This is a genomic window from Tessaracoccus zhenghani, from assembly GCF_055326325.1.
In genome coordinates, this window is the sequence record NZ_JBUZNQ010000002.1 from 560661 (window position 1) to 579457 (window position 18797).

At 69.2% G+C, this 18797-nt stretch carries 14 protein-coding genes and 1 riboswitch; of the genes, 7 read left to right on the forward strand and 7 right to left on the reverse strand.

The genetic code is table 11. The annotated features are described in order from the left end of the window. Window positions 1-24: 24 nt before the first annotated feature. The gene (locus ACZK4S_RS06435; RefSeq protein WP_463643839.1) at window positions 25-1971 is read left to right on the forward strand and encodes a TIGR03960 family B12-binding radical SAM protein; all 1947 of its coding nucleotides are present in this window, start codon (window positions 25-27) and stop codon (window positions 1969-1971) included. 33 nt (window positions 1972-2004) lie between these two features. Here the strand turns inward: ACZK4S_RS06435 and ACZK4S_RS06440 are convergent, their stop codons facing one another. Continuing rightward, on the reverse strand, window positions 2005-2763 hold the full coding sequence (locus ACZK4S_RS06440; protein WP_463643759.1) for an alpha/beta fold hydrolase: 759 nt from the start codon (window positions 2761-2763) through the stop codon (window positions 2005-2007). A gap of 62 nt (window positions 2764-2825) precedes the next feature. Between ACZK4S_RS06440 and ACZK4S_RS06445 the strand changes: the two genes are divergently transcribed. Beyond that, window positions 2826-4328, forward strand: coding sequence for a DUF1846 domain-containing protein (locus ACZK4S_RS06445; protein WP_463643760.1), 1503 nt, complete (start codon window positions 2826-2828; stop codon window positions 4326-4328). 14 nt (window positions 4329-4342) lie between these two features. Here the strand turns inward: ACZK4S_RS06445 and ACZK4S_RS06450 are convergent, their stop codons facing one another. The 6 genes from ACZK4S_RS06450 to ACZK4S_RS06475 form a co-directional block, all read right to left on the reverse strand. Next, a complete protein-coding gene (locus ACZK4S_RS06450; RefSeq protein ID WP_463643840.1) occupies window positions 4343-5170 on the reverse strand; it encodes a glycosyltransferase family 2 protein in 828 nt (275 codons plus the stop codon). Continuing rightward, a complete protein-coding gene (locus ACZK4S_RS06455; RefSeq protein ID WP_463643761.1) occupies window positions 5170-6144 on the reverse strand; it encodes a glycosyltransferase in 975 nt (324 codons plus the stop codon). The genes ACZK4S_RS06450 and ACZK4S_RS06455 overlap by 1 nt, the downstream gene beginning before the upstream one ends. Then, window positions 6141-7184: a glycosyltransferase gene (locus ACZK4S_RS06460; protein WP_463643762.1), complete on the reverse strand. Its 1044-nt coding sequence runs from the start codon at window positions 7182-7184 to the stop codon at window positions 6141-6143. Before ACZK4S_RS06460 ends, ACZK4S_RS06455 begins: the two co-directional genes overlap by 4 nt. Beyond that, entirely contained in the window at window positions 7181-8221 is a 1041-nt protein-coding gene (locus ACZK4S_RS06465) for a glycosyltransferase family protein (protein WP_463643763.1), read from the reverse strand. Before ACZK4S_RS06465 ends, ACZK4S_RS06460 begins: the two co-directional genes overlap by 4 nt. 73 nt (window positions 8222-8294) lie before the next feature. Beyond that, a complete protein-coding gene (locus ACZK4S_RS06470; RefSeq protein WP_463643764.1) occupies window positions 8295-9482 on the reverse strand; it encodes an MFS transporter in 1188 nt (395 codons plus the stop codon). Further along, complete coding sequence (locus ACZK4S_RS06475) at window positions 9479-10687, reverse strand: AGE family epimerase/isomerase (RefSeq protein WP_463643765.1); 1209 nt, start codon at window positions 10685-10687, stop codon at window positions 9479-9481. The genes ACZK4S_RS06470 and ACZK4S_RS06475 overlap by 4 nt, the downstream gene beginning before the upstream one ends. Window positions 10688-10706: 19 nt before the next feature. Between ACZK4S_RS06475 and ACZK4S_RS06480 the strand changes: the two genes are divergently transcribed. From ACZK4S_RS06480 to rpmB, 5 genes are all read left to right on the forward strand, one after another. Continuing rightward, entirely contained in the window at window positions 10707-11411 is a 705-nt protein-coding gene (locus tag ACZK4S_RS06480) for a TIGR03936 family radical SAM-associated protein (RefSeq protein WP_076064208.1), read from the forward strand. Window positions 11412-11614: 203 nt separating this feature from the next. Then, entirely contained in the window at window positions 11615-14581 is a 2967-nt protein-coding gene (locus tag ACZK4S_RS06485; protein WP_463643766.1) for an Rne/Rng family ribonuclease, read from the forward strand. Between the two features lie 88 nt (window positions 14582-14669). Then, window positions 14670-14860, forward strand: a riboswitch (cobalamin riboswitch). Between the two features lie 95 nt (window positions 14861-14955). Then, the gene (locus ACZK4S_RS06490; RefSeq protein WP_463643767.1) at window positions 14956-17469 is read left to right on the forward strand and encodes a ribonucleoside-diphosphate reductase subunit alpha; all 2514 of its coding nucleotides are present in this window, start codon (window positions 14956-14958) and stop codon (window positions 17467-17469) included. Between the two features lie 28 nt (window positions 17470-17497). Then, window positions 17498-18490, forward strand: a complete 993-nt coding sequence (locus ACZK4S_RS06495; RefSeq protein ID WP_076062381.1) for a ribonucleotide-diphosphate reductase subunit beta — start codon at window positions 17498-17500, stop codon at window positions 18488-18490. Window positions 18491-18585: 95 nt separating this feature from the next. Then, window positions 18586-18771, forward strand: a complete 186-nt coding sequence (gene rpmB / locus ACZK4S_RS06500; RefSeq protein WP_076062379.1) for a 50S ribosomal protein L28 — start codon at window positions 18586-18588, stop codon at window positions 18769-18771. Window positions 18772-18797: the final 26 nt, after the last annotated feature.

The window sequence follows — 18797 nt, forward strand, 5'->3', positions numbered from 1 at the left end:
ATCCTTGACCACGCTATGACTACGATGCCCACTCTGCCCACGCACTCGGTGTTCGACCGCCTCGAACCGTTGCTGGCGAGCGTCAGCAAGCCCATCCAGTACGTGGGCGGTGAACACAACTCCGTCGTGAAGGACTGGGACAGCGTCAGCGTGCGCTGGTGCCTCTCCTACCCGGACGCCTACGAGGTGGGCCAGCCCAACCAGGGCGTGGCCATCCTCTACGAGATCCTCAACGAACGGGACTGGATCCTCGCGGAACGCACCTACTCCGTCTGGCCGGACATGGAGAAGGTGCTGCGCGACAACCACATCCCGCAGTTCACGCTCGACGCCCACCGCCCCGTCGGCATGTTCGACCTGCTGGGCGTCTCGTTCTCCACGGAGCTGGGTTACACGAACCTGCTCAACCTCATCGACCTGTCCGGCCTGACGCTGCACGCCGACCAGCGCGGTGAGTACGAGCCGCTCGTCGTGGCCGGCGGGCACGCGGCGTTCAACCCGGAACCCATCGCGGACTTCATCGACGTCGCGGTGCTCGGCGACGGCGAGGAGGCCTCGCTGCACATCTCCGACATCGTGCGGGAATGGAAGGCCGAGGGGCGCGAAGGCGGCCGCGACGGGCTGCTGCTGCGCCTGGCCATGACCGGCGCGTTCTACGTGCCCAAGTTCTACGACGTCGACTACCTCGACGACGGGCGCATCCAGCGCGTCGCCCCGAACCGGCCCGAGGTGCCGTTCCAGGTGCGCAAGCACACGCTCATGGATCTCGACGCGTGGCCCTATCCCAAGAAGCCCATCGTCCCCATGGCGGAGACGGTCCACGAGCGCTACTCCGTGGAGATCTTCCGCGGCTGCACCAGGGGCTGCCGCTTCTGCCAGGCCGGCATGATCACGCGGCCCGTCCGCGAACGCAGCATCGAGACCATCGGCGCCATGGTGGAGGGCGGCCTCAAGGCCACCGGTCTGGAGGAGATCGGGCTGCTGTCGCTGTCGTCGGCGGACCACTCCGAGATCGCTGAAGTCACCCGCCAGTTGGCGGACCGGTACGAGGGCAGCAACGTCTCGCTCTCGCTCCCGTCCACCCGCGTGGACGCGTTCAACATCGACCTCGCCAACGAACTCTCGCGCAACGGTCGGCGCTCCGGCCTCACGTTCGCGCCCGAGGGCGGCTCGGAGCGCATGCGCAAGGTCATCAACAAGATGGTCAGCGAGGAGGACCTGATCAACACGGTCGCCGCCGCCTTCTCCTCCGGCTGGCGCCAGGTCAAGCTCTATTTCATGTGCGGGCTGCCCACGGAGACCGACGAGGACGTGCTGGCCATCGCAGACCTCGCGCGCCGCGTCATCGAGACCGGGCGCCAGGCGTCCGGCACCAAGGACATCCGCTGCACCGTCTCGATCGGCGGCTTCGTGCCGAAGGCACACACGCCCTTCCAATGGGCCGGTCAGGCGAGCTCCGAGACCATCAACAGCCGGCTGATGCTCCTCAAGGAGACCATCAAGCAGGACCGCAACTACGGCCGCGCAATCGGTCTTCGCTACCACGAGGGTGAGCCCGGCGTGGTCGAGGGGCTGCTGTCGCGCGGCGACCGCCGCATCGGACGCGTCATCGAGCGCGTCTGGCGCGAGGGCGGCAAGTTCGACGGTTGGAGCGAGCACTTCTCCTACGAGCGCTGGGTCGCCTCGGCCAATGACGAGCTGGCGAAATTCGGCATCGACCTGGAGTGGTACACCCAGCGGGAACGCAGCTACGAAGAGGTGCTCCCGTGGGACCACCTGGACGCCGGCCTGGACCGTGACTGGCTCTGGGAGGACTGGCAGGACGCGCTGGACGGCCGCGAGGTCGAGGACTGCCGCTGGACCCCGTGCTTCGACTGCGGCGTGTGCCCGCAGCTGGACACCGAGATCCAGATCGGCCCCACCGGCAAGGTGCTGCTCCCGCTCACCGTAGCCAAGCCCAACCTGGCCTGACCCCCGCCGGCCCGCCCCGGGTCGTCGGGTGGCTCAGCCCACGTGCAGGAACGCCTCCACGAGCTCGTAGAAGGCTTCGGGGCGGTCGCGGCGGATGCAGTGCCCGGCGCCCGGTACCTCCACCACCCGCACCAGGTCGTTGTGGATCTTCGCGGGATCAGGGGCCATCTCGCCGTTGACGGGAACCAGGATCAGCGTCGGCACGCTCAGCCCGGTGAACATCTCCTCCCAGGCGGTGTCGCCCAGGTAGAGACCCCGTCGGAGGTATTCACGGTCGACACGGGCCTTGGATTCCGCCCACGGCTTCAGCTCGGTGTCCGTCCACGGCGTCTCCTGCAGCATGCGGGTGACCTCGCCGTCGGGGTCCTCCGTCACCGTCTCCACGAAGGCGAGCTGCTGGCGCGCGAACTCCCGCTCCGCCGCTTCCCAGTGCGGGGCGGGCTTGGCCGGGTCCTCCAGCACGAGGGCGCGCACGAGCTCCGGATACGCCTGCGCGACGCGGGCGGCGACCAACCCGCCGAGCGAATGCGCCACGACCAATGCCGGCCGGCCCAGCTCGCGCAGCACTTCTGCCACGTCGTCGCGCAGCACTTCGGGGACGCGGCCCAACTCCTCGTCGGTGAAGCGGGGGGAGCGGCCGTGCCCGCGCTGGTCGACGGCGAGGATGCGGAAGTCTGATTCCCAGCGGGCGACGGCATCCGGCCAGCAGGTGCCGTCGTCGGTCAGGCCGTGGACGAGGACGAGCGGTGGGGCTGTGGTGTCGCCGTGTTCGTGGACGTTGAGCTGCGCCATGACAGGAACCTACCCCCTTCCGGTCAGGGCCGAGCGGCCTACAACGTGTAAGCTGGCGGTCCGTGGCTCAGAGCAATCGCAAACCCGGATTCGACCGTCAGAAGTACCTCGACCTCCAATCCGAGCACATCGACCAGCGACGCAAGCGCTTCGGCGGGAAGCTCTACCTCGAGTTCGGCGGCAAGCTCTTCGACGACCACCACGCCGCGCGGGTCCTGCCCGGCTTCACCCCGGACAACAAGATCGCGATGCTCAACACCATCGCCGACGAGGTCGAGATCGTCATGGTCATCTCCTCCCACGACCTCATCCGCAACAAGGTGCGCGCCGACATCGGCATCACCTACGAGGCCGACGTGCTGCGGCTCATCGACGAGTTCCGCACCTACGGGCTCTACGTCGGCTCCGTGGTCATCACGCAGATGGCCGACGACCACCGCCAGGCCCGCAACTTCAAGCGCAAGCTGGAGCGGCTGGGTCTCAAGGTGTACCGCCACTACCCGATCAAGGGCTACCCCAACGACATCCCGCTGATCGTGAGCGACAACGGCTACGGCCGCAACGAGTACATCGAGACCACCCGCGACGTCGTCGTGGTCACCGCCCCGGGCCCGGGCAGCGGCAAGATGGCGACCTGCCTGTCGCAGCTCTACCACGACCACAAGCGCGGCATCGCCTCCGGCTACGCCAAGTACGAGACCTTCCCCATCTGGAACCTGCCGCTGGACCACCCGGTCAACATGGCCTACGAGGCGGCCACGGCAGACCTTGACGACGTCAACATGATCGACCCCTTCCACCTCGCCGCGTACGGCGAGCAGGTCGTCAACTACAACCGCGACGTCGAGTCCTTCCCTGTGCTGAAGCTCCTCTTCGAGCAGTTGACGGGGGAGAGCCCCTACCAGTCACCCACGGACATGGGCGTCAACATGGCGGGCGTCTGCATCTCCGACGACGAGGTGTGCCGCGAGGCCTCGAAGCAGGAGGTGCTGCGGCGCTACTTCAAGGCGCTCGTGGCCGAACGCCGCGACGAGTCCGAACCCCACCAGTCGGACCGCATCGCCCTGATCATGTCCACCCTCGGCATCACGCGCGACGACCGCCCCGTCGTCGGGCCGGCGCTCGAACTGGAGAAGCGCACCAAGGGCCCGGCCGCCGCCATCCAGCTTCCCGATGGCGCCGTCGTCACGGGCAAGACCTCGGCGCTGCTCGGGGCCAGTTCCGCCATGCTGCTCAATGCGCTGAAGATGCTCGCCGGCCTCCCCGATGAGGTGCGCCTCCTCGACCCGGAGACCATCGAGCCCATCCAGACCCTCAAGACCCGTCACCTGGGCAGCGCCAACCCGCGCCTCCACACCGACGAGGTGCTCATCGCGTTGTCCGTCGGCGCCCGCTTCGACGAGAACGCCCGCCGGGCGCTGGCCGAACTGCAGCAGTTGCGCGGCTGCGACGTGCACGCCTCCGTCATCCTCGGCCCGGTGGACGAGTCCATCTTCCGGAACCTCGGGGTGCATGTCACCTGTGAGCCGGTCTACCAGAGCAAGAAGCTGTACAAGAAGGGCTGACGGCTGGGGCACGCTCAGGGCGCGGCAGGCGCCCAGCCTTCGGCTGTCCGGAGCAGGTGGCCGGACTGCTCCATCGCCTCAAGCCAGCCCGGCATGGGGTACTCGCCCCAGAGGGAATGGAACAGGTTCGCGTTGCGGGCGATCGCAGCCGCGTGCTCGACGGGTGGGCTGCTCGACGGGTGCCACTGGTGGAACGCCCCGGCCCCGCGGATCCACCACAGGTGGCCTCCGGCCGCGGCCAGCCGGCGGCCGAAGTCGGTGTCCTCGCCGCCGTAGCCCACGTAGCGTTCGTCGAAACCGCCGATGCGGTGCCAGTCGGTGATGCTGGTGGCGATGTTGAGCGACCACAACAGGTTCACATCGGCCGCCAGCAGGTCGTCGGTCTCCGGCACCGTCCGGGCGGGATGGTCGCGCCCGACCTCCGCGAGCCGTTCGGGGGTGTAGTCGTCCCCGCTGAGTCCCTCCGGGAGATACCTCACCCGTCCGGTCACCACTGAGGGGCCGGGCTGCGTGGCGGCGTCCAGCAGACGGGAGGTGTAGTCGGCCACGAATCCCGGTTCCGGAAGGCAGTCCACATCCAGCAGCGCCACCATCGTCGCCCCCGCCTCCTCGGCTGCGGCCACCCCGCGGTTGCGGGCACCGGCCAGGGGTAGTCCGCCGTCGGTCGGCAGCTCGACGAGCACCGTCCGCTCCCTGCCGCCGATCAGGCCTGCGATGGCGGGGTCGCCCATCGCCACCACGACGTGGACGAGGGGCCGGGGATCGAGCGCATCGATCCAGCGCAGCTGACGGGTGAGGTGGTCGTGGCGTCCGTGCGCGATGGTGACGATGGCGAGCTCCATCACGGGACCTCGTCCGCGAGCGCGGCTATCGCGGCGGCGGCCCGGGCGGCCCCGTCGCGGGTGGTCCAGCGGTGCCAACCGCAGGAGCCTGCGGCCTCGTCGAGCAGCCCCGGCCACTCACGGGCACCCGGCCACTGCGGCAGGGCCACGCAGCACCGCAGGTTCCGCAACGCCTCGACGGTGCCCAGCTGCTCGTCGAACGGCCTGGGCTGGGCGACCACCACCGCGGGGCGACCGGCCGCGGCCACCTCCGCCACGGCGTTCTGCCCGGCATGCGTGACGACGACGTCTGCCCACTCGAGGTCCGCCCAGACGTCTGGGGAGCCCGCCCGTCCGGGGCTGCGGACCTTCCACTCCCAGCCGGGGGTGGCCGCCTCTGCGGCGCGGAGGTCGTCGTCGGTCACGCCGGTGCCGCCGGCGCCCCACACCACCAGCACGCGGCGTCGGCTGCGGGTCAGGGGCGGTGGCACGCGGTCGTCGAAGCGGGAGATGGCGCCGACGTACCGGGTCTTCCGGCGCCACCGGAGGGGCCATGTGGGTTCCGGCGCGCTCTCGGGCCAGGGTGCGATCAGCAGGGAGGCCGAATCGTAGGCGGCCTCATGCGGGCGGTCCCTGCGGTCGCCTCGCATGCCCATGACCACGGTGCGTACCCCCATGAGACGGGACAGGAGCGCCACCTCCGCCGAGACGTCCACGACCATCACGGACACGTCGCCGCGGAGCCGCTCGGCGATCAGCGCCAGCCGCTCGCGGTGCCCGGCGTGGTCGAGCGGAGCCCAGTGGAACACGCCGCCGGCTGTCGGGTCCGCAGGTTCATCCGTGATGTCCCAGGGGAGCTGTACCCACGCTCCGGGCCAGCCCTCGGGGATGGGCATGGATCCGAAGCCCAGTACCTCGCGCCCGAGTTGGCGTGCGATCTGGGTGCCTCGCGTGGCGTGCCCCAACCCCTGGTGATGCACGTACCAACCGATCATGTGAGCTCCTCGTACAGGGCGACGTAGTGGTCGACCATGGCGTCGAGGCCGCAGGCCACCTCGGCATGGCGGCGCACCTCCGCGCGGTCCATTCCGATCACCCGGGCCAGGGCGACGGCCGCCTCCTCCGGGCTCGCTGACGGGTCGACGCACTCCCCACCCGGCGGGCGCACGATCTCCGGCAACCCGCCGCGGGCCAGTGCCAGCACCGGCGTGCCGCACGCCATGGCCTCGGCTGCCACCAACCCGTAGGGCTCGTCCCATTCGGGGGTGACCAGGCACGCGGCCGACGATCCGACGAGCGTGGGCAGCGCGTAGGGCCCGAGGTGGCCCTCGTAGCTGACGTCGTCGCCCAGGAGCGGCTGGAGCGCGGAGCGGAAGTACGCCACGTCGACGATGGGACCTGCGATCCGCAGCCGACGCCCCAGGTGGCGCGCGATCAGGACGGCGCGGTGGGGAGCCTTCTCCGGGGCGATCCGCCCGGTCCACACGAGATCGTCGCCGCCGGGGCCCGGCAGCCAGACGGAGAGGTCGATGCCGTTGTGGATGACCTGGGCGGCGGTGAACCCGGCCCATCGCTCGGACACCCAGTGCGACACCGCCACAGTCCTGGCCCGTGGCGTGAGGCGCAGGGCCGGTTCGAGCCAGGGATGCGGTGGGGTGTGCAGTGTCGTGATGAGGGGCTGGGGGATCGAATCTGACAACACGATCGGCAGGTAGTGCAGCGAGTTGTTGTGCACGACGTCGATGTCGGGGCGACCCGCGAGCGTGCGCAGCGCGTGGGCGTAGGCGATGGTGGCGGTGACCTGCGACTCCGGTGGCATGGCGATGTCGCCGCGCGCGTCGTCGCTGAGGGCGAACCGGGCGACGGGGAGTTCCTCGCAGTCCAGCGTCAGGTCGCTGCCCGGTCCCGCGAACAGCACGACCTCGAGGCCGCGCTCCCGAAGCCCCTTCGCCAGGTGCCAGGTGAACGATTCCAGGCCGCCTGCGAACGGGGCTGAGATGGGGAACCGGTCGTTGGCGAGGATCGCGACCTTCACGTTCGCACGCGGGCCATGGCCCGCCGGTAGATGTCTGCATGGCAGCCCGCGAGGAACTGTCGCTCCGCGTGGCGCTCGTCCGGATCGGCCCGCCAGGGTGCGGCATCCGGCAGCGCGTCGAGTGCCGCGGCGATGTCGACGACGCTGGGGCCGTCGTCGCCCACGCGGTAACCGAAGATGCCGGGATGCTGGTCGTGGTAGTGGCCCAGGAGCGGCGCCAAGACGTGGGTGCCGACGTCGTAGCAGGCCTCCAACCACCCGGAATGGGTGCCGAACCGGTAGGGGAGCACTGACAGGTCCAGGCTGAGGAAGTAGGCCCAGAGTTCGTCGTCGGAGTAGTAGTCGTGCACGTGGACCGTGACGCCGTCCTTCCCCATCAGCCCCTTCAGGTAGGCGGCCACCTCGGCGTCGTGGTGGTGCTCACCGGGCGTCATGACGTCGGTGTGGACGTCGATCACCAGCTCCATCCTGCGGGCAGGGACCTCCCGCTCGAGGATGGCGAGGATGGGCAGCGGGTCGATGGAGGCGCGCAGGCTCTTGAGATGGACCCCGACGCGGGGCCGGGCGTGCTGCTTTCTGGGGCGGTGCAGGGTGTCCGGGTCCACGACGTGGGGATGCGGCAGCACCGTCGCGTCGCGGTCCCACCGCCGGCGGATCTCCTGCGCGGCCCCCGCAGTGAGCGTGATCAGCTCCGCTGCGGCCGGGATCAGCACATCGAGCGCTTCGTCGTGCGCCAACCGGTCGAGGTGGTGCGGGTTGCGCAGGTCATGGACCGTGTAGACCAGCGGCTTGTCGTTGCGGTCGAGCGCCTCGAGGACGTCGGTCAGGTCCCGTGTGGAGAGGGCGTCGAAGCCGAAGTGGATGTGGAACACATCGAAGCTCTCAGCATTCTGGTCGATCCACTGGGGCGAGAGCAGCGCCGAGGGCCACGCCTTCCCGCCCGGATCTGGGAGGCGCACGATGTCGTGGCCGTTGCAGGGGTCAGCCAGATGCCTGACGTATACGTGCCCCTCGGGTACAGATGCGACTCTGATCACATCGATCCCCCTTCGTCCACGCCGTGTCCCTATTGGAGCGCTTGCCGTACCGGGCGCGCCACCCCCTTGGGGGTTAGTGCGGACGGGGGAGCTGGTCCTCGATGATCCGGGGCTGGCAGGCGTACAGACCGGCGATGGTCATCGGGACGGCCAACCCCAGCTGCAGCATGATGGGAGGGGTCCAGGAGTCGAACAACGTGTAGAGGATGCCGAAGCTGAGCGGGCCGAGGGTGGCGATGGTGTAGCCCACTGACTGGGCGAAGCCGCTGAGCGCCGCCGTGGCCGCGGGGGAATGTGCCCGGGTGCCGAACAGCGCCAGGACGAGCGGGAACGACGCAGTGCCCAGGGCCATGGCGATGGACCAGAAGATGGGCGCGGCGAGCGGCGCGTTCAGCAGCCCGAGGTAGCCGGTGATGAGGAAGGCCATCAGGCACAGGAAGAGGGCGCTGGGGTTGCGCGTGCGGGCGACGTAGGCCGGGATGAGGAAGGCCGGGACGATCCCGACGCCGGTGGCGATGCCGAGCATGTAGCCCGCCGTCGTCTGGTCCATGCCGGCCGTGCGGAAGATGGTGGGCAGCCAGCCGAACACCGAGTAGGCCTGCGCCGACTGGACGCCGAACATGATGGCGAGCGCCCAGCCCAGCCTGGTACGGGAGATGGCCGCGAGCGTGATGTCGCGCTCGCCGCCCTTCTTCGGCCGCCCGGCGGCGATCGCGAGCGGCAGCCAGCACAGCAGTGAGGCGAAGGCGATGACCACACCGGCCGCGAGAGAGGCGCGCCAGCCCCCGAAGGCATGGGCCATGGGGACGGTGGCGGTGCTGGCCAGCGTCACGCCGATGGTCAGGGCGAGGGAGTACAGGGCCGTGGCCGTCCCCACCTGGTGGGGGTAGTGCCGGCGCACCAGCGAGGGCAGCAACACGTTCGCCTGCGCCATGCCAGCCAGCGCCAGGGTGGAGAACGCCAGGAATGCTGCCGAGTCATCGACCAGCAGCCGGCCCGCCTGCCCCAAGATCAGGGCGATGAGCGCGACCAGGATCGAGCGGTGCGCCCCGATGCGGCGGGCGATCCAGGGGGCCATGGCGCCGAAGATCGCGAAGCAGAGGGTGGGAAGCGACGTGAGCAGACCGGCGGTGAAGCCGTCGAGGCCGATGTCGCGGCTGATCTCGGTCAGGACCGGTCCGACCGAGACCGCGACGGGGCGCAGATTGAACGCCAGGGCCAGCAGCGCGATCAGCGGCCACCACCGACGGAGCGCGCTCAAACGAGCTGCCTCTGGGCCAACGCCATGGCCATCTGCGGTGCGAGGGGGAGGCGGGGGATCAGCGTCGCCTGGAGGGCGTGGTAGATGTCCGGCTTGCCGGGCCACACCGACGTGGCGACGCGGAGCCCACCGTCGAGCTGATGGTGCCAGGAGCCGTGCTCGGGGTCGATGAAGTGCTCGGCCACATGGTCCCACCAGCGTGAGTAGTCCGCGGCGTAGCGCTTGTCGCCGGTGCGGTGGAACAGGGCGGCCGCCGCACCGATGGCTTCGGCGGCCACCCAGTGCAGCCGGTCCGTCGTGACGGGGGTGCCGTCCCAGCCGGTGGTGTAGACGAAACCCTCGGCCCCGTCGCGGCCCCAGCCGTCCGTGATCGCCCGGTCGTAGAGGTGCTGGGCGGCGTCGAGCCAGATGCCGTCGGTGTTGTTCGTGGCGGCCTCGAGGTGGAGGAACAGGCGGGCCCATTCGAGCCCGTGGCCAATGGTGGCGCCGTAGGGCCGGAACGGGTCCTCGGGCTGCGCATCGTTGTACTCGAGTTGCGGCTGCCAGGTGTCGTCGTAGTGCTCCGGCAGGCGCCAGTCGTGGACGGCGGCCTGGTGGCGGGCGAACGAGGCGATCCGCTCGGCCCGTTCCAGCCAACGCTGGTCCCAGGTGGCGTCGGCGGCGGCGAGCATGGCCTCCACGGTGTGCATGTTGGCGTTGATCCCGCGGTAGGGATCCACCGACGACCAGTCCGGCTCGGCGGCATCTGCCACCATGCCGTGCGCCTCGTCCCAGAAGCGTTCGTCGAGGACCGCCAGGGCGTCGTCGAGCAGTTCGCGCCCCCCGGGCAGGCCTGCGACGGTGGCGGAGGAGCCGGCCAGCACCACGAACGCGTGGTCGTAGGCCTGCTTGCCGCCGTCCCTGGCGGAGGTGTGGAACCACCCGCCGTGCCGCTCATCATGGAGGGCGTCGGTGAGCCCGCTCATCGCGCGGATGGCGAGGGGTCGGGAACCGGGGACCCCCATCAGGTGGCCGAGCGAGTACACGTGCACCATGCGGCAGGTCACCCAGGTTTCGATGGGCCTCGTCGGGTCCGGGACGCCCCTGGCATCCAGGTAGGCCGCGCCCTGTCCTGCGACCGGCGCGGCGGCCCCGAACGCGAGGAGGCGCTCGGTCTCCTGCTGCAGCCAGGCGCGATGAGTGGGGGCGGTCAGCCAGTCAGTCATGGCGCATACACTACGCCCCATGAGTACTCGCCAACCGCCTGTACAGCAGCCGCCCCCGGAGCAGAAACTGCGCCTGCGCTACGCCAAGCGCGGCCCCGCGCGTTTCACATCCCACCGCGACTTCGGGCGTGCGCTGGAGCGGGCCATCCGCAGGGCGGAGCTCCCCATGGCGTACTCGTCCGGTTTCAACCCGCACCCGCGCATCTCGTACGCCAGCCCGTCGCCCACCTCCGCGTCGTCTGAGGCGGAGTACGTGGAACTCGGCCTCAGCGAGGCCTGTGATCCGGCGAAGGTGGTCGGGGCGCTCAACGACGTACTGCCCCAGGGCTTCGAGATGCTCGACGCTGCGGTGGCCGTCAAGGAGTCGCTGGGGGACCTCCTGCAAGCCTCGGACTGGGAGATCCGGCTCAGCGCCGCCCCTGGTGTGCTGAGCGCCGCCGTGGCCGAGCTGCTCAGCCGCGAGCACCTCACCGTCGAGCGCATGACCAAACGCGGCATGCGCGCCTTCGACGTGCGGGAGGCCATCATCTCGCTCGAGGTCGTCGACGACGGCGTGTTGCGCCTGCGCTCCCACATCGGCACTCCGCTGGTGCGACCCGACGACGTGGTGGCCGCCCTGCGCACCATCGACGAGACGATCCCCGGCGAGATGTTGCTCAACCGGCTCAGCCAGGGGCCGCTCAACGAGGGCGACATCGGAGACCCCCTGCGTCCGCACAACTGACGACACGCACCACCCGGTGCGACGGTTTTTCATGATGTGTGGAACAATGAGCGAAGGTCATGGCGCCGCCCGGTGCCACCCTGAGGCAGTGAGACTGCACCGCGGCACAATTCTTCCGCGACTGCTCGCCGGCCTCAGAGGATCAGAGTCTTACGGCACAGCCCGCTGTGCCCGGTCCGCGCCAAGTGCGCGTAAGGAGCCGCATGCTCACATCAGAGAACAATGATCAAGTGACGCCGGAAAGCGCCGCCCCCGCCCCCACGCAGCGCCGCCGTCGCGCTGCCTCCCGCCCCGCTGGTGCCCCGAAGGTCGCCCCGGAAGCGCAGGTCGAGGCCCCGGCCGCCGCCCCCCAGAGCACCACCCCCCAGGCCACTCCTGAGGCCGCCCCCGCCGCTTCCCAGCCGGTCGCACCCGCGGCCGCCCCTGAGGCCGCGAGCGAAGCGCCCGCCGAGGACCTGGCGCCCAAGCGTCGCCGCGCCTCGACGAAGCCCACCACCCGCACCACCACCACCCGTCGCCGCAAGGTCGACGTGGAGCCGAAGGCCGAGGGCAGTGAGCCGGCGGAGTCGCCTCAGGCCGAGGCCGCCCAGCCCGAGGTCGTCCAGCCCGAGGTCGTCCAGCCCGACGCCCCCGTCGCCGAGAAGCGGCCCGCCCGTCGCCGCGCCACGCGCAGCACCGCGGCCGCCGCCCCCTCGGAGGCCCCGAGCTCGCCCGTCGAGACCGCCACCGAAGCCGTCGAGTCCGCACCCGAGCCCCAGCCCGTACAGGCCGAGGCCCCGGCACCCGTCGAGGCGCCTACCGAGTCCGCCCAGCCCGCCCGTCGTCGGCGCGCCACCCGCAAGGCCGCGGCCCCCGAGGCTGCACCCACCGCGGAGGCCGCCGTCGCACCCGAGGCTGACGCCGAACCCGAGCCGCAGCGCGAGCCCGCCGCCCTGGGCCGCGGCCGCCAGTCACGCGCCCTCGGCCGCCGCGCTGAGGCGCGCGCCATCGAGAGCACCCCGACCCCCGAGGTCGCCGAAGAAGCTGAGGCGCCCCAGGAGGAAGCTGCTGCTCCCCGCGAGGAGACCCCCCGCGAAGAGGCTGCGCCCAGGGGGCGCCGTCGTCGGGTGAGCCGCCCGGCCGCAGCGCCTGAGCGTCGCGGCACCGCCGCAGATCCCGACGAAGACCCCATCGCCGCCGCGCTCCGTGCGGCCGAGGAGATCGCCGAGGCCCGCAAGGCTGTGCTGAGCGACCCCTTCATGACCGCCGCCGCCCGCGACGCGCAGTTGGCCGCCCTGGCCGGCGCGATCGCGGCGGATTCGGCACTGGCCGAAACTGCGGACGACGAGGACGAGGACGACGAGGAAACCGTCGACACCGAAGCCGATACCGACACCGACGAGTCCGAGACCCAGGACGACGAAACCTCCGACGACGATTCCGACGAGGAATCCGATGAGGACTCGGCAGACGACGACCGTCCCACGCGTCGCCGCCGTCGCCGTGGTGGCCGTCGCCGCCGTCGTGGTGGCCGGGCGGATTCGGAGGGCGACGACGACTCGTCCGACGAGTCCGACGACGATGACACCGACGCCGCTGATTCGGACGAGCACGCCGACAGCCCCGAGTCGGCCGACGATGCGGATGGCGAAGGCGTCACAGTGCGCCGTCGTCGCCGTCGTCGCCGTCGCAACGGAGAGTCCTCGGGTGAAACCGGTCACGAGGACGAGGTCACCGGCATCGAAGGCTCGACCCGCATGGAGGCCAAGCGGCAGCGCCGCAAGGAGTCCCGCGCCGCAGGTCGTCGCCGCGCACCCATCCTCAGCGAGGCCGAGTTCCTGGCCCGCCGCGAACAGGTGGACCGCAAGCTCGTGATCCGCCAGTCGGAGGACTACACGCAGCTGGCCGTCGTCGAGGACGGCATCCTCGTGGAGCACTACGTGGACAAGGCCTCGGCCGCGTCGCTCATCGGCAACGTCTACGTCGGCAAGGTCCAGAACGTCCTGCCCAGCATGGAGGCCGCGTTCATCGACATCGGCCGTGGCCGCAACGCCGTGCTCTACGCCGGCGAGGTGGACTGGGACGCCTTCCAGGTCAGCGGCGAGAACCGCAAGGTCGAGAACGTCCTGAAGTCCGGCCAGTCCGTTCTGGTGCAGGTCACCAAGGACCCGGTCGGAGCGAAGGGTGCGCGCCTCACCGGCCACATCTCCCTGCCGGGCCGCTACATCGTGTACTCACCGGGTGGCCACCTCTCCGGCATCTCGCGCAAGCTGCCGGACACCGAGCGCAACCGCCTGCGCGGCATCCTCAGCTCGCTGATCTCCGACAACGAGTCGGTCATCGTGCGCACCGCCGCCGAGGGCATTCCGGAGGACGAGCTCGTCCGCGACGTGAACCGCCTGAAGGCGCAGTGGGAGGTCATCGAGAAGGCGTCCAAGAAGGGCAGTGCCCCGCAGGCGCTGTACTCGGAGCCGGACCTGACCCTGCGGATCGTGCGTGACCTCTTCACCGAAGACTTCGGCCAGCTCATCGTCCAGGGCGACGGTGGCCCGGAGGACTCCTACGACGCCATCGCGGCCTACGTGTCACACGTGGCCCCGCACCTGGCTGAGCGCCTCGAGCGCTTCGAGGTGGGGGATGACGGCAAGGACATCTTCGCGAAGTTCAAGATCGACGAGCAGATCGCCAAGGCGCTCGACCGCAAGGTGTTCCTCCCATCGGGTGGTTCGCTCGTCATCGACCGCACCGAGGCCATGACTGTCATCGACGTGAACACCGGCCGCTTCACCGGCGCCGGGGGCAACCTCGAGGCCACGGTCACCAGCAACAACCTGGAGGCTGCGGAAGAGATCGTGCGCCAACTCCGGCTGCGTGACCTGGGCGGCATGATCGTCATCGACTTCATCGACATGGTGTTGCCCAGCAACCGCGACCTCCTGCTGCGCAGGCTCGTCGAGTGCCTGAGCCGTGACCGGACGCGGCACCAGGTCTCGGAGGTCACCAGCCTGGGTCTGGTGCAGCTCACGCGCAAGCGCATCGGCACCGGCCTGCAGGAAGCCTTCACCGAGCCGTGCGAGCATTGCGACGGCGCCGGGTACCACCGCTTCGAAGAGCCGGTGGATTCGCAGGCGCCGTCCGACGGTGGCGAGCGCAAGGGCGGCAACCGCCGACGCGGCGGCCGCGGCCGCTGATCAGGCCATGAAGGGGCGGGTGACGATGTGTCACCCGCCCCTTTCGCGTTCCCAATATATGGTGTTTACATCCGTGTGATTCACCAGATATGGTTGCGGCAACGCAAGGTTCCGCCAACCGCAGGGTTGTCGGCTAAGAGGGAATCCGGTGCAAATCCGGAACTGTCCCGCAGCGGTAAGTGAGAACGACCGCCGTCATCAGCACTGGGTGATCCCCGGGAAGCGACGGCCAGTAGGTGGCTCAGGAGTCCGAAGACCTGCCTGCGTGGCCCCGCATCCGCGGGGTCCGGTTCGAGAGCCGCGTGGAAACGGCCCGTACGCAGGATCGTGTTTCGCGCATTCTCGAACTCCCCATCGAGTGCGAGGAAACACCCATGTCCATCCGTGTGCGCAAACGTGACGGCTCCCTGGTCCCCTACGACGGCGCCGAAGTCGCCGCCTCCATCTCCGACGCCGCCCGGGGCCTCGACGACGACCTCACGCGGGCCGTCCAGCTCCGCTCCGAGGTGGAGATCACCCTCTTCGACCAGATCACCACCGAAGAACTCGACGAGGCCGTCATCCAGGTGGCGCTGGCCAACGTCAAGGACGACCCGGCCTTCGACACCATCGCCGCCAGGTTGCTGGTCAAGCACATCTACAAGCTGGTCTTCGGTGACACCCACGACCTGTTCGGCGACGGCGGCCCGGAGACCATCCGCCAACTCCACGTGGCCCACTTCGCCCCGACGATCACCAAGGCTGTCGGGAGCGGGCTGCTCGATACCCGGCTCGTCGAGCTGTTCGATCTGGAGGCGCTGGCTGTCGCCCTGCGCCCCGAGCGCGACGACCTCCTGCGCCACATCGGGGTGACCACCATGCGCAACCGCTACCTGCTGGCCGGTGAGCACCGTCGCCCGCTCGAGGTGCCGCAGTTCTTCTGGATGCGCGTGGCGATGGGGCTCAGCCTGAACGAGGCCGACCCCACCGCGGTGGCGCTGGAGCTGTACGAGGCGATGAGCAGGCTGCGCTACCTCGCGGCCGGCTCCACCCTGGCCAATGCCGGCACCAGCTACGCACAGCTGTCCAACTGTTTCGTGATGCAGATGGAGGACGAGATCGAGCACATCGGCAAGTCCGTGCGCGACGTGATGTGGCTGACGAAGGGCACCGGCGGCATCGGGTTGTCGGTGTCGAAGCTGCGCTGCGAGGGGTCCCCGATCCGGTCCAACCAGACGACCTCCACCGGCCCCATCCCGTTCATGCACACCATCGACTCGACGCTGCGGGCGGTGTCGCGCGGCGGGAAGAAGTTCGGTGCACTGTGCTTCTACATGGAGAACTGGCACCTCGACTTTCCCCAGTTCCTCGACCTGAAGCAGAACTCGGGGGACCCGTACCGCCGCGTCCGCACCGCCAACACCGCCGTGTGGATCAGTGACGAGTTCATGAAGCGGGTGGCCGACGACGCCGACTGGTACCTGTTCGACCCGCTGGACACGCCGGACCTCGTCGAGCTCTACGGTGCCGCGTTCTCCGCCCGCTACGGCCAGTACGTCGCGATGGCTGAGGCGGGCGAGCTGCGCCGTTTCCGGAAGATCGGGGCGCGGGAGCAGTACCGCCAGATCCTGGTGACCCTGCAGACGACCTCGCACCCGTGGCTCACGTGGAAGGACACCATCAACACCCGCGCGCTGAACAACAACACCGGCACCATCCACCTGTCCAACCTCTGCACCGAAATCTGCCTGCCGCAGGACGTCGACAACATCGCGGTGTGCAACCTGGCGTCGGTGAACCTCGCCCGGCACCTCGTGGGGCTCGGGTTCGACTGGGACAGGCTGGCTGCCACCGTGCGCACGGCGGTGCGACAACTGGACAACCTGGTCGATATCACCATCTCGTCGGTGGGCGAGGCAGAGCGCGCCAACCGTGACAACCGTGCCGTCGGTCTGGGCGTGATGGGCTTCACCGATGTGCTCGAGAAGCTGGGCCACGCCTACGACTCGGAGGCCGCCTATGAGCTCATCGACGAGGTGATGGAGTTCATCAGCTGGCATGCGATCGACGCCTCCTGTGACCTGTCCCGCGAGCGCGGCCCCTACCGCAATTTCGTGGGCTCCCGCTGGTCCCAGGGGTGGGTACCCATCGACTCGCTCGACGCCCTCGAGGAGGACCGGGGCGTGCGCGTCACCGTGGACCGGACGCAACGCATGGACTGGCACGCGCTGCGGGCCAAGGTCCGCGGGGGCATCCGCAACGCCACGTTGCTGGCGATCGCGCCCACCGCCTCCATCGGGCTGGTCGCCGGCACCACTCCCGGCATCGATCCCCAGTTCTCGCAGTTGTTCAGCCGGGCCACCTCGTCCGGCAAGTTCCTGGAGGTCAACCGCAACCTCGTGGACGACCTCAAGGCCCTGGGCCTGTGGGAGGAGGTGCGCGACGACCTCCTGCGCAGTCAGGGCGACCTCAGCGTGCTGCCCACGGTGCCGGCCCACCTGAAGGCCACCTACCGGACGAGCTTCCAGGTGGACCCCGCAGCCTACGTGCAGGTGGCGGCCCGCGCGCAGAAGTGGATCGACCAGGCCATCAGCCGCAACATCTACCTCGCGGACCGCGACGTGGCGACCATGGAGGACCTCTACCAACTCGCCTGGCGGATGGGTGTGAAGACCACCTACTACCTGCACATGATGCCGCGCCACACCGCGGAGCAGAGCACGGTCAGGATCAACAAGGCGGCTGAACTGACCGGCGCTGGGGGAGCGCCGCGACGGGGCTTCGGTGCCGCCCGCCCGGTGGCTGCGGCGGTGGCGGTGGCCCGGCCCGCCGTCGAGATCGACATCGTCGACGGGGCCGCCTGCCCCGTCGACCCCCAGGAGCGCCTCCAGTGCGATTCCTGCCAGTGACGACCCCACTCCCACGAAGGACACACCCATGAGCATCCTCGGCGCCGGCATCCAGGACGGGCTCCTGTTGAAACCCGTCACCTATCCCTGGGCCTACGACCTGTACAACCAGGCCGTGGCCAACACCTGGTTCCCCAACGAGATCCAGTTGGGGGAGGACCTGGCCGACTTCCACCGCATGAGCGACGACGAGCGCCATGCCCTGACCCATCTGATGAGCTACTTCAACCCCAACGAACTCCTGGTGAACAAGGCGCTCGCGTTCGGCGTCTACCCCTACGTCAACGCGGCCGAGGCGCATCTCTACCTTGCCAAGCAGATGTGGGAGGAGGCCAACCACTGCATGGCGTTCGAGTACGTCCTGGAGACGTTCCCCGTCGACAGGGAGGCGGCCTACGAGTCGCATGTGAGCGTGCCGTCGATGGCCGCCAAGGAGGAGTTCGAGGTGCGCTACATCCGGCGCATGACGCAGGACACCCTCGACATCTCGACGGTGGCCGGCAAGCAGGATTTCGTCCGCAACCTGGTGGCCTACAACGTGATCCTCGAGGGCATCTGGTTCTATTCCGGGTTCATGGTGGCCCTGTCGTTCAGGCAGCGCAACCTGCTGCGCAACTTCGGCTCGCTGATCGACTGGATCGTGCGCGACGAGTCGCTCCACCTCAAGTTCGGCATCAATCTGATCCTGACCGTGCTCGAGGAGAACCCGGAGATCGCGACGGAGGAGTTCGCGGCCGAGATCCGGGAGATGATCCTGTCGGCAGTGGACCTGGAGGTCGCCTACAACCGAGACCTGCTCCCGCGCGGCATCCTGGGGCTGAACGCCGAACTGGTCAACGACTACGTGCGCTACCTCACGGATCGACGGTTGGAGGAGCTCGGCTTCGCGCCCGAGTATCATGTGCCCAACCCCGCAAAGTGGATGGCCACGGCCAACGACACCCTGCAGTTGGTGAACTTCTTCGAAGCCACCAACACGTCCTACGAGGTCAATGCGATGGCCACCGGACGGCAGAGCTGAACCGCTCCCCGGTTTGGCGAATCTGTCCGCAACGGGTTAACATTGTGCGGTTGCCTTTTTGAAGGTACCCCTAACGAACCAACAAGGAGATTCCAGTGGCTGCCAAGTGTGAAGTTTGCGCCAAGGGACCCGGCTTCGGTCACAACAAGCCCTGGTCGAAGAAGAAGACCAACCGTCGCTGGAACCCGAACATTCAGCGCGTCCGCGCCACCGTCAATGGTGCCGCTATGCGCGTCAACGTCTGCACCTCCTGCCTGAAGGCCGGCAAGGTCGCGCGCTGAGCTGAGACAATCTGACAACCGGCGGT

What these genes read in the sequence shown, in the direction of transcription:
- ACZK4S_RS06485 (WP_463643766.1), top strand. Translation starts at nt 11,615, where the DNA reads ATGCTCACATCAGAGAACAATGATCAAGTGACGCCGGAAAGCGCCGCC.
- ACZK4S_RS06480 (WP_076064208.1), top strand. Translation starts at nt 10,707, where the DNA reads ATGAGTACTCGCCAACCGCCTGTACAGCAGCCGCCCCCGGAGCAGAAA.
- ACZK4S_RS06490 (WP_463643767.1), top strand. Translation starts at nt 14,956, where the DNA reads ATGTCCATCCGTGTGCGCAAACGTGACGGCTCCCTGGTCCCCTACGAC.
- ACZK4S_RS06495 (WP_076062381.1), top strand. Translation starts at nt 17,498, where the DNA reads ATGAGCATCCTCGGCGCCGGCATCCAGGACGGGCTCCTGTTGAAACCC.
- ACZK4S_RS06455 (WP_463643761.1), bottom strand. Translation starts at nt 6,144, where the DNA reads ATGATCGGTTGGTACGTGCATCACCAGGGGTTGGGGCACGCCACGCGA.
- ACZK4S_RS06440 (WP_463643759.1), bottom strand. Translation starts at nt 2,763, where the DNA reads ATGGCGCAGCTCAACGTCCACGAACACGGCGACACCACAGCCCCACCG.
- ACZK4S_RS06450 (WP_463643840.1), bottom strand. Translation starts at nt 5,170, where the DNA reads ATGGAGCTCGCCATCGTCACCATCGCGCACGGACGCCACGACCACCTC.
- ACZK4S_RS06475 (WP_463643765.1), bottom strand. Translation starts at nt 10,687, where the DNA reads ATGACTGACTGGCTGACCGCCCCCACTCATCGCGCCTGGCTGCAGCAG.
- ACZK4S_RS06435 (WP_463643839.1), top strand. Translation starts at nt 25, where the DNA reads ATGCCCACTCTGCCCACGCACTCGGTGTTCGACCGCCTCGAACCGTTG.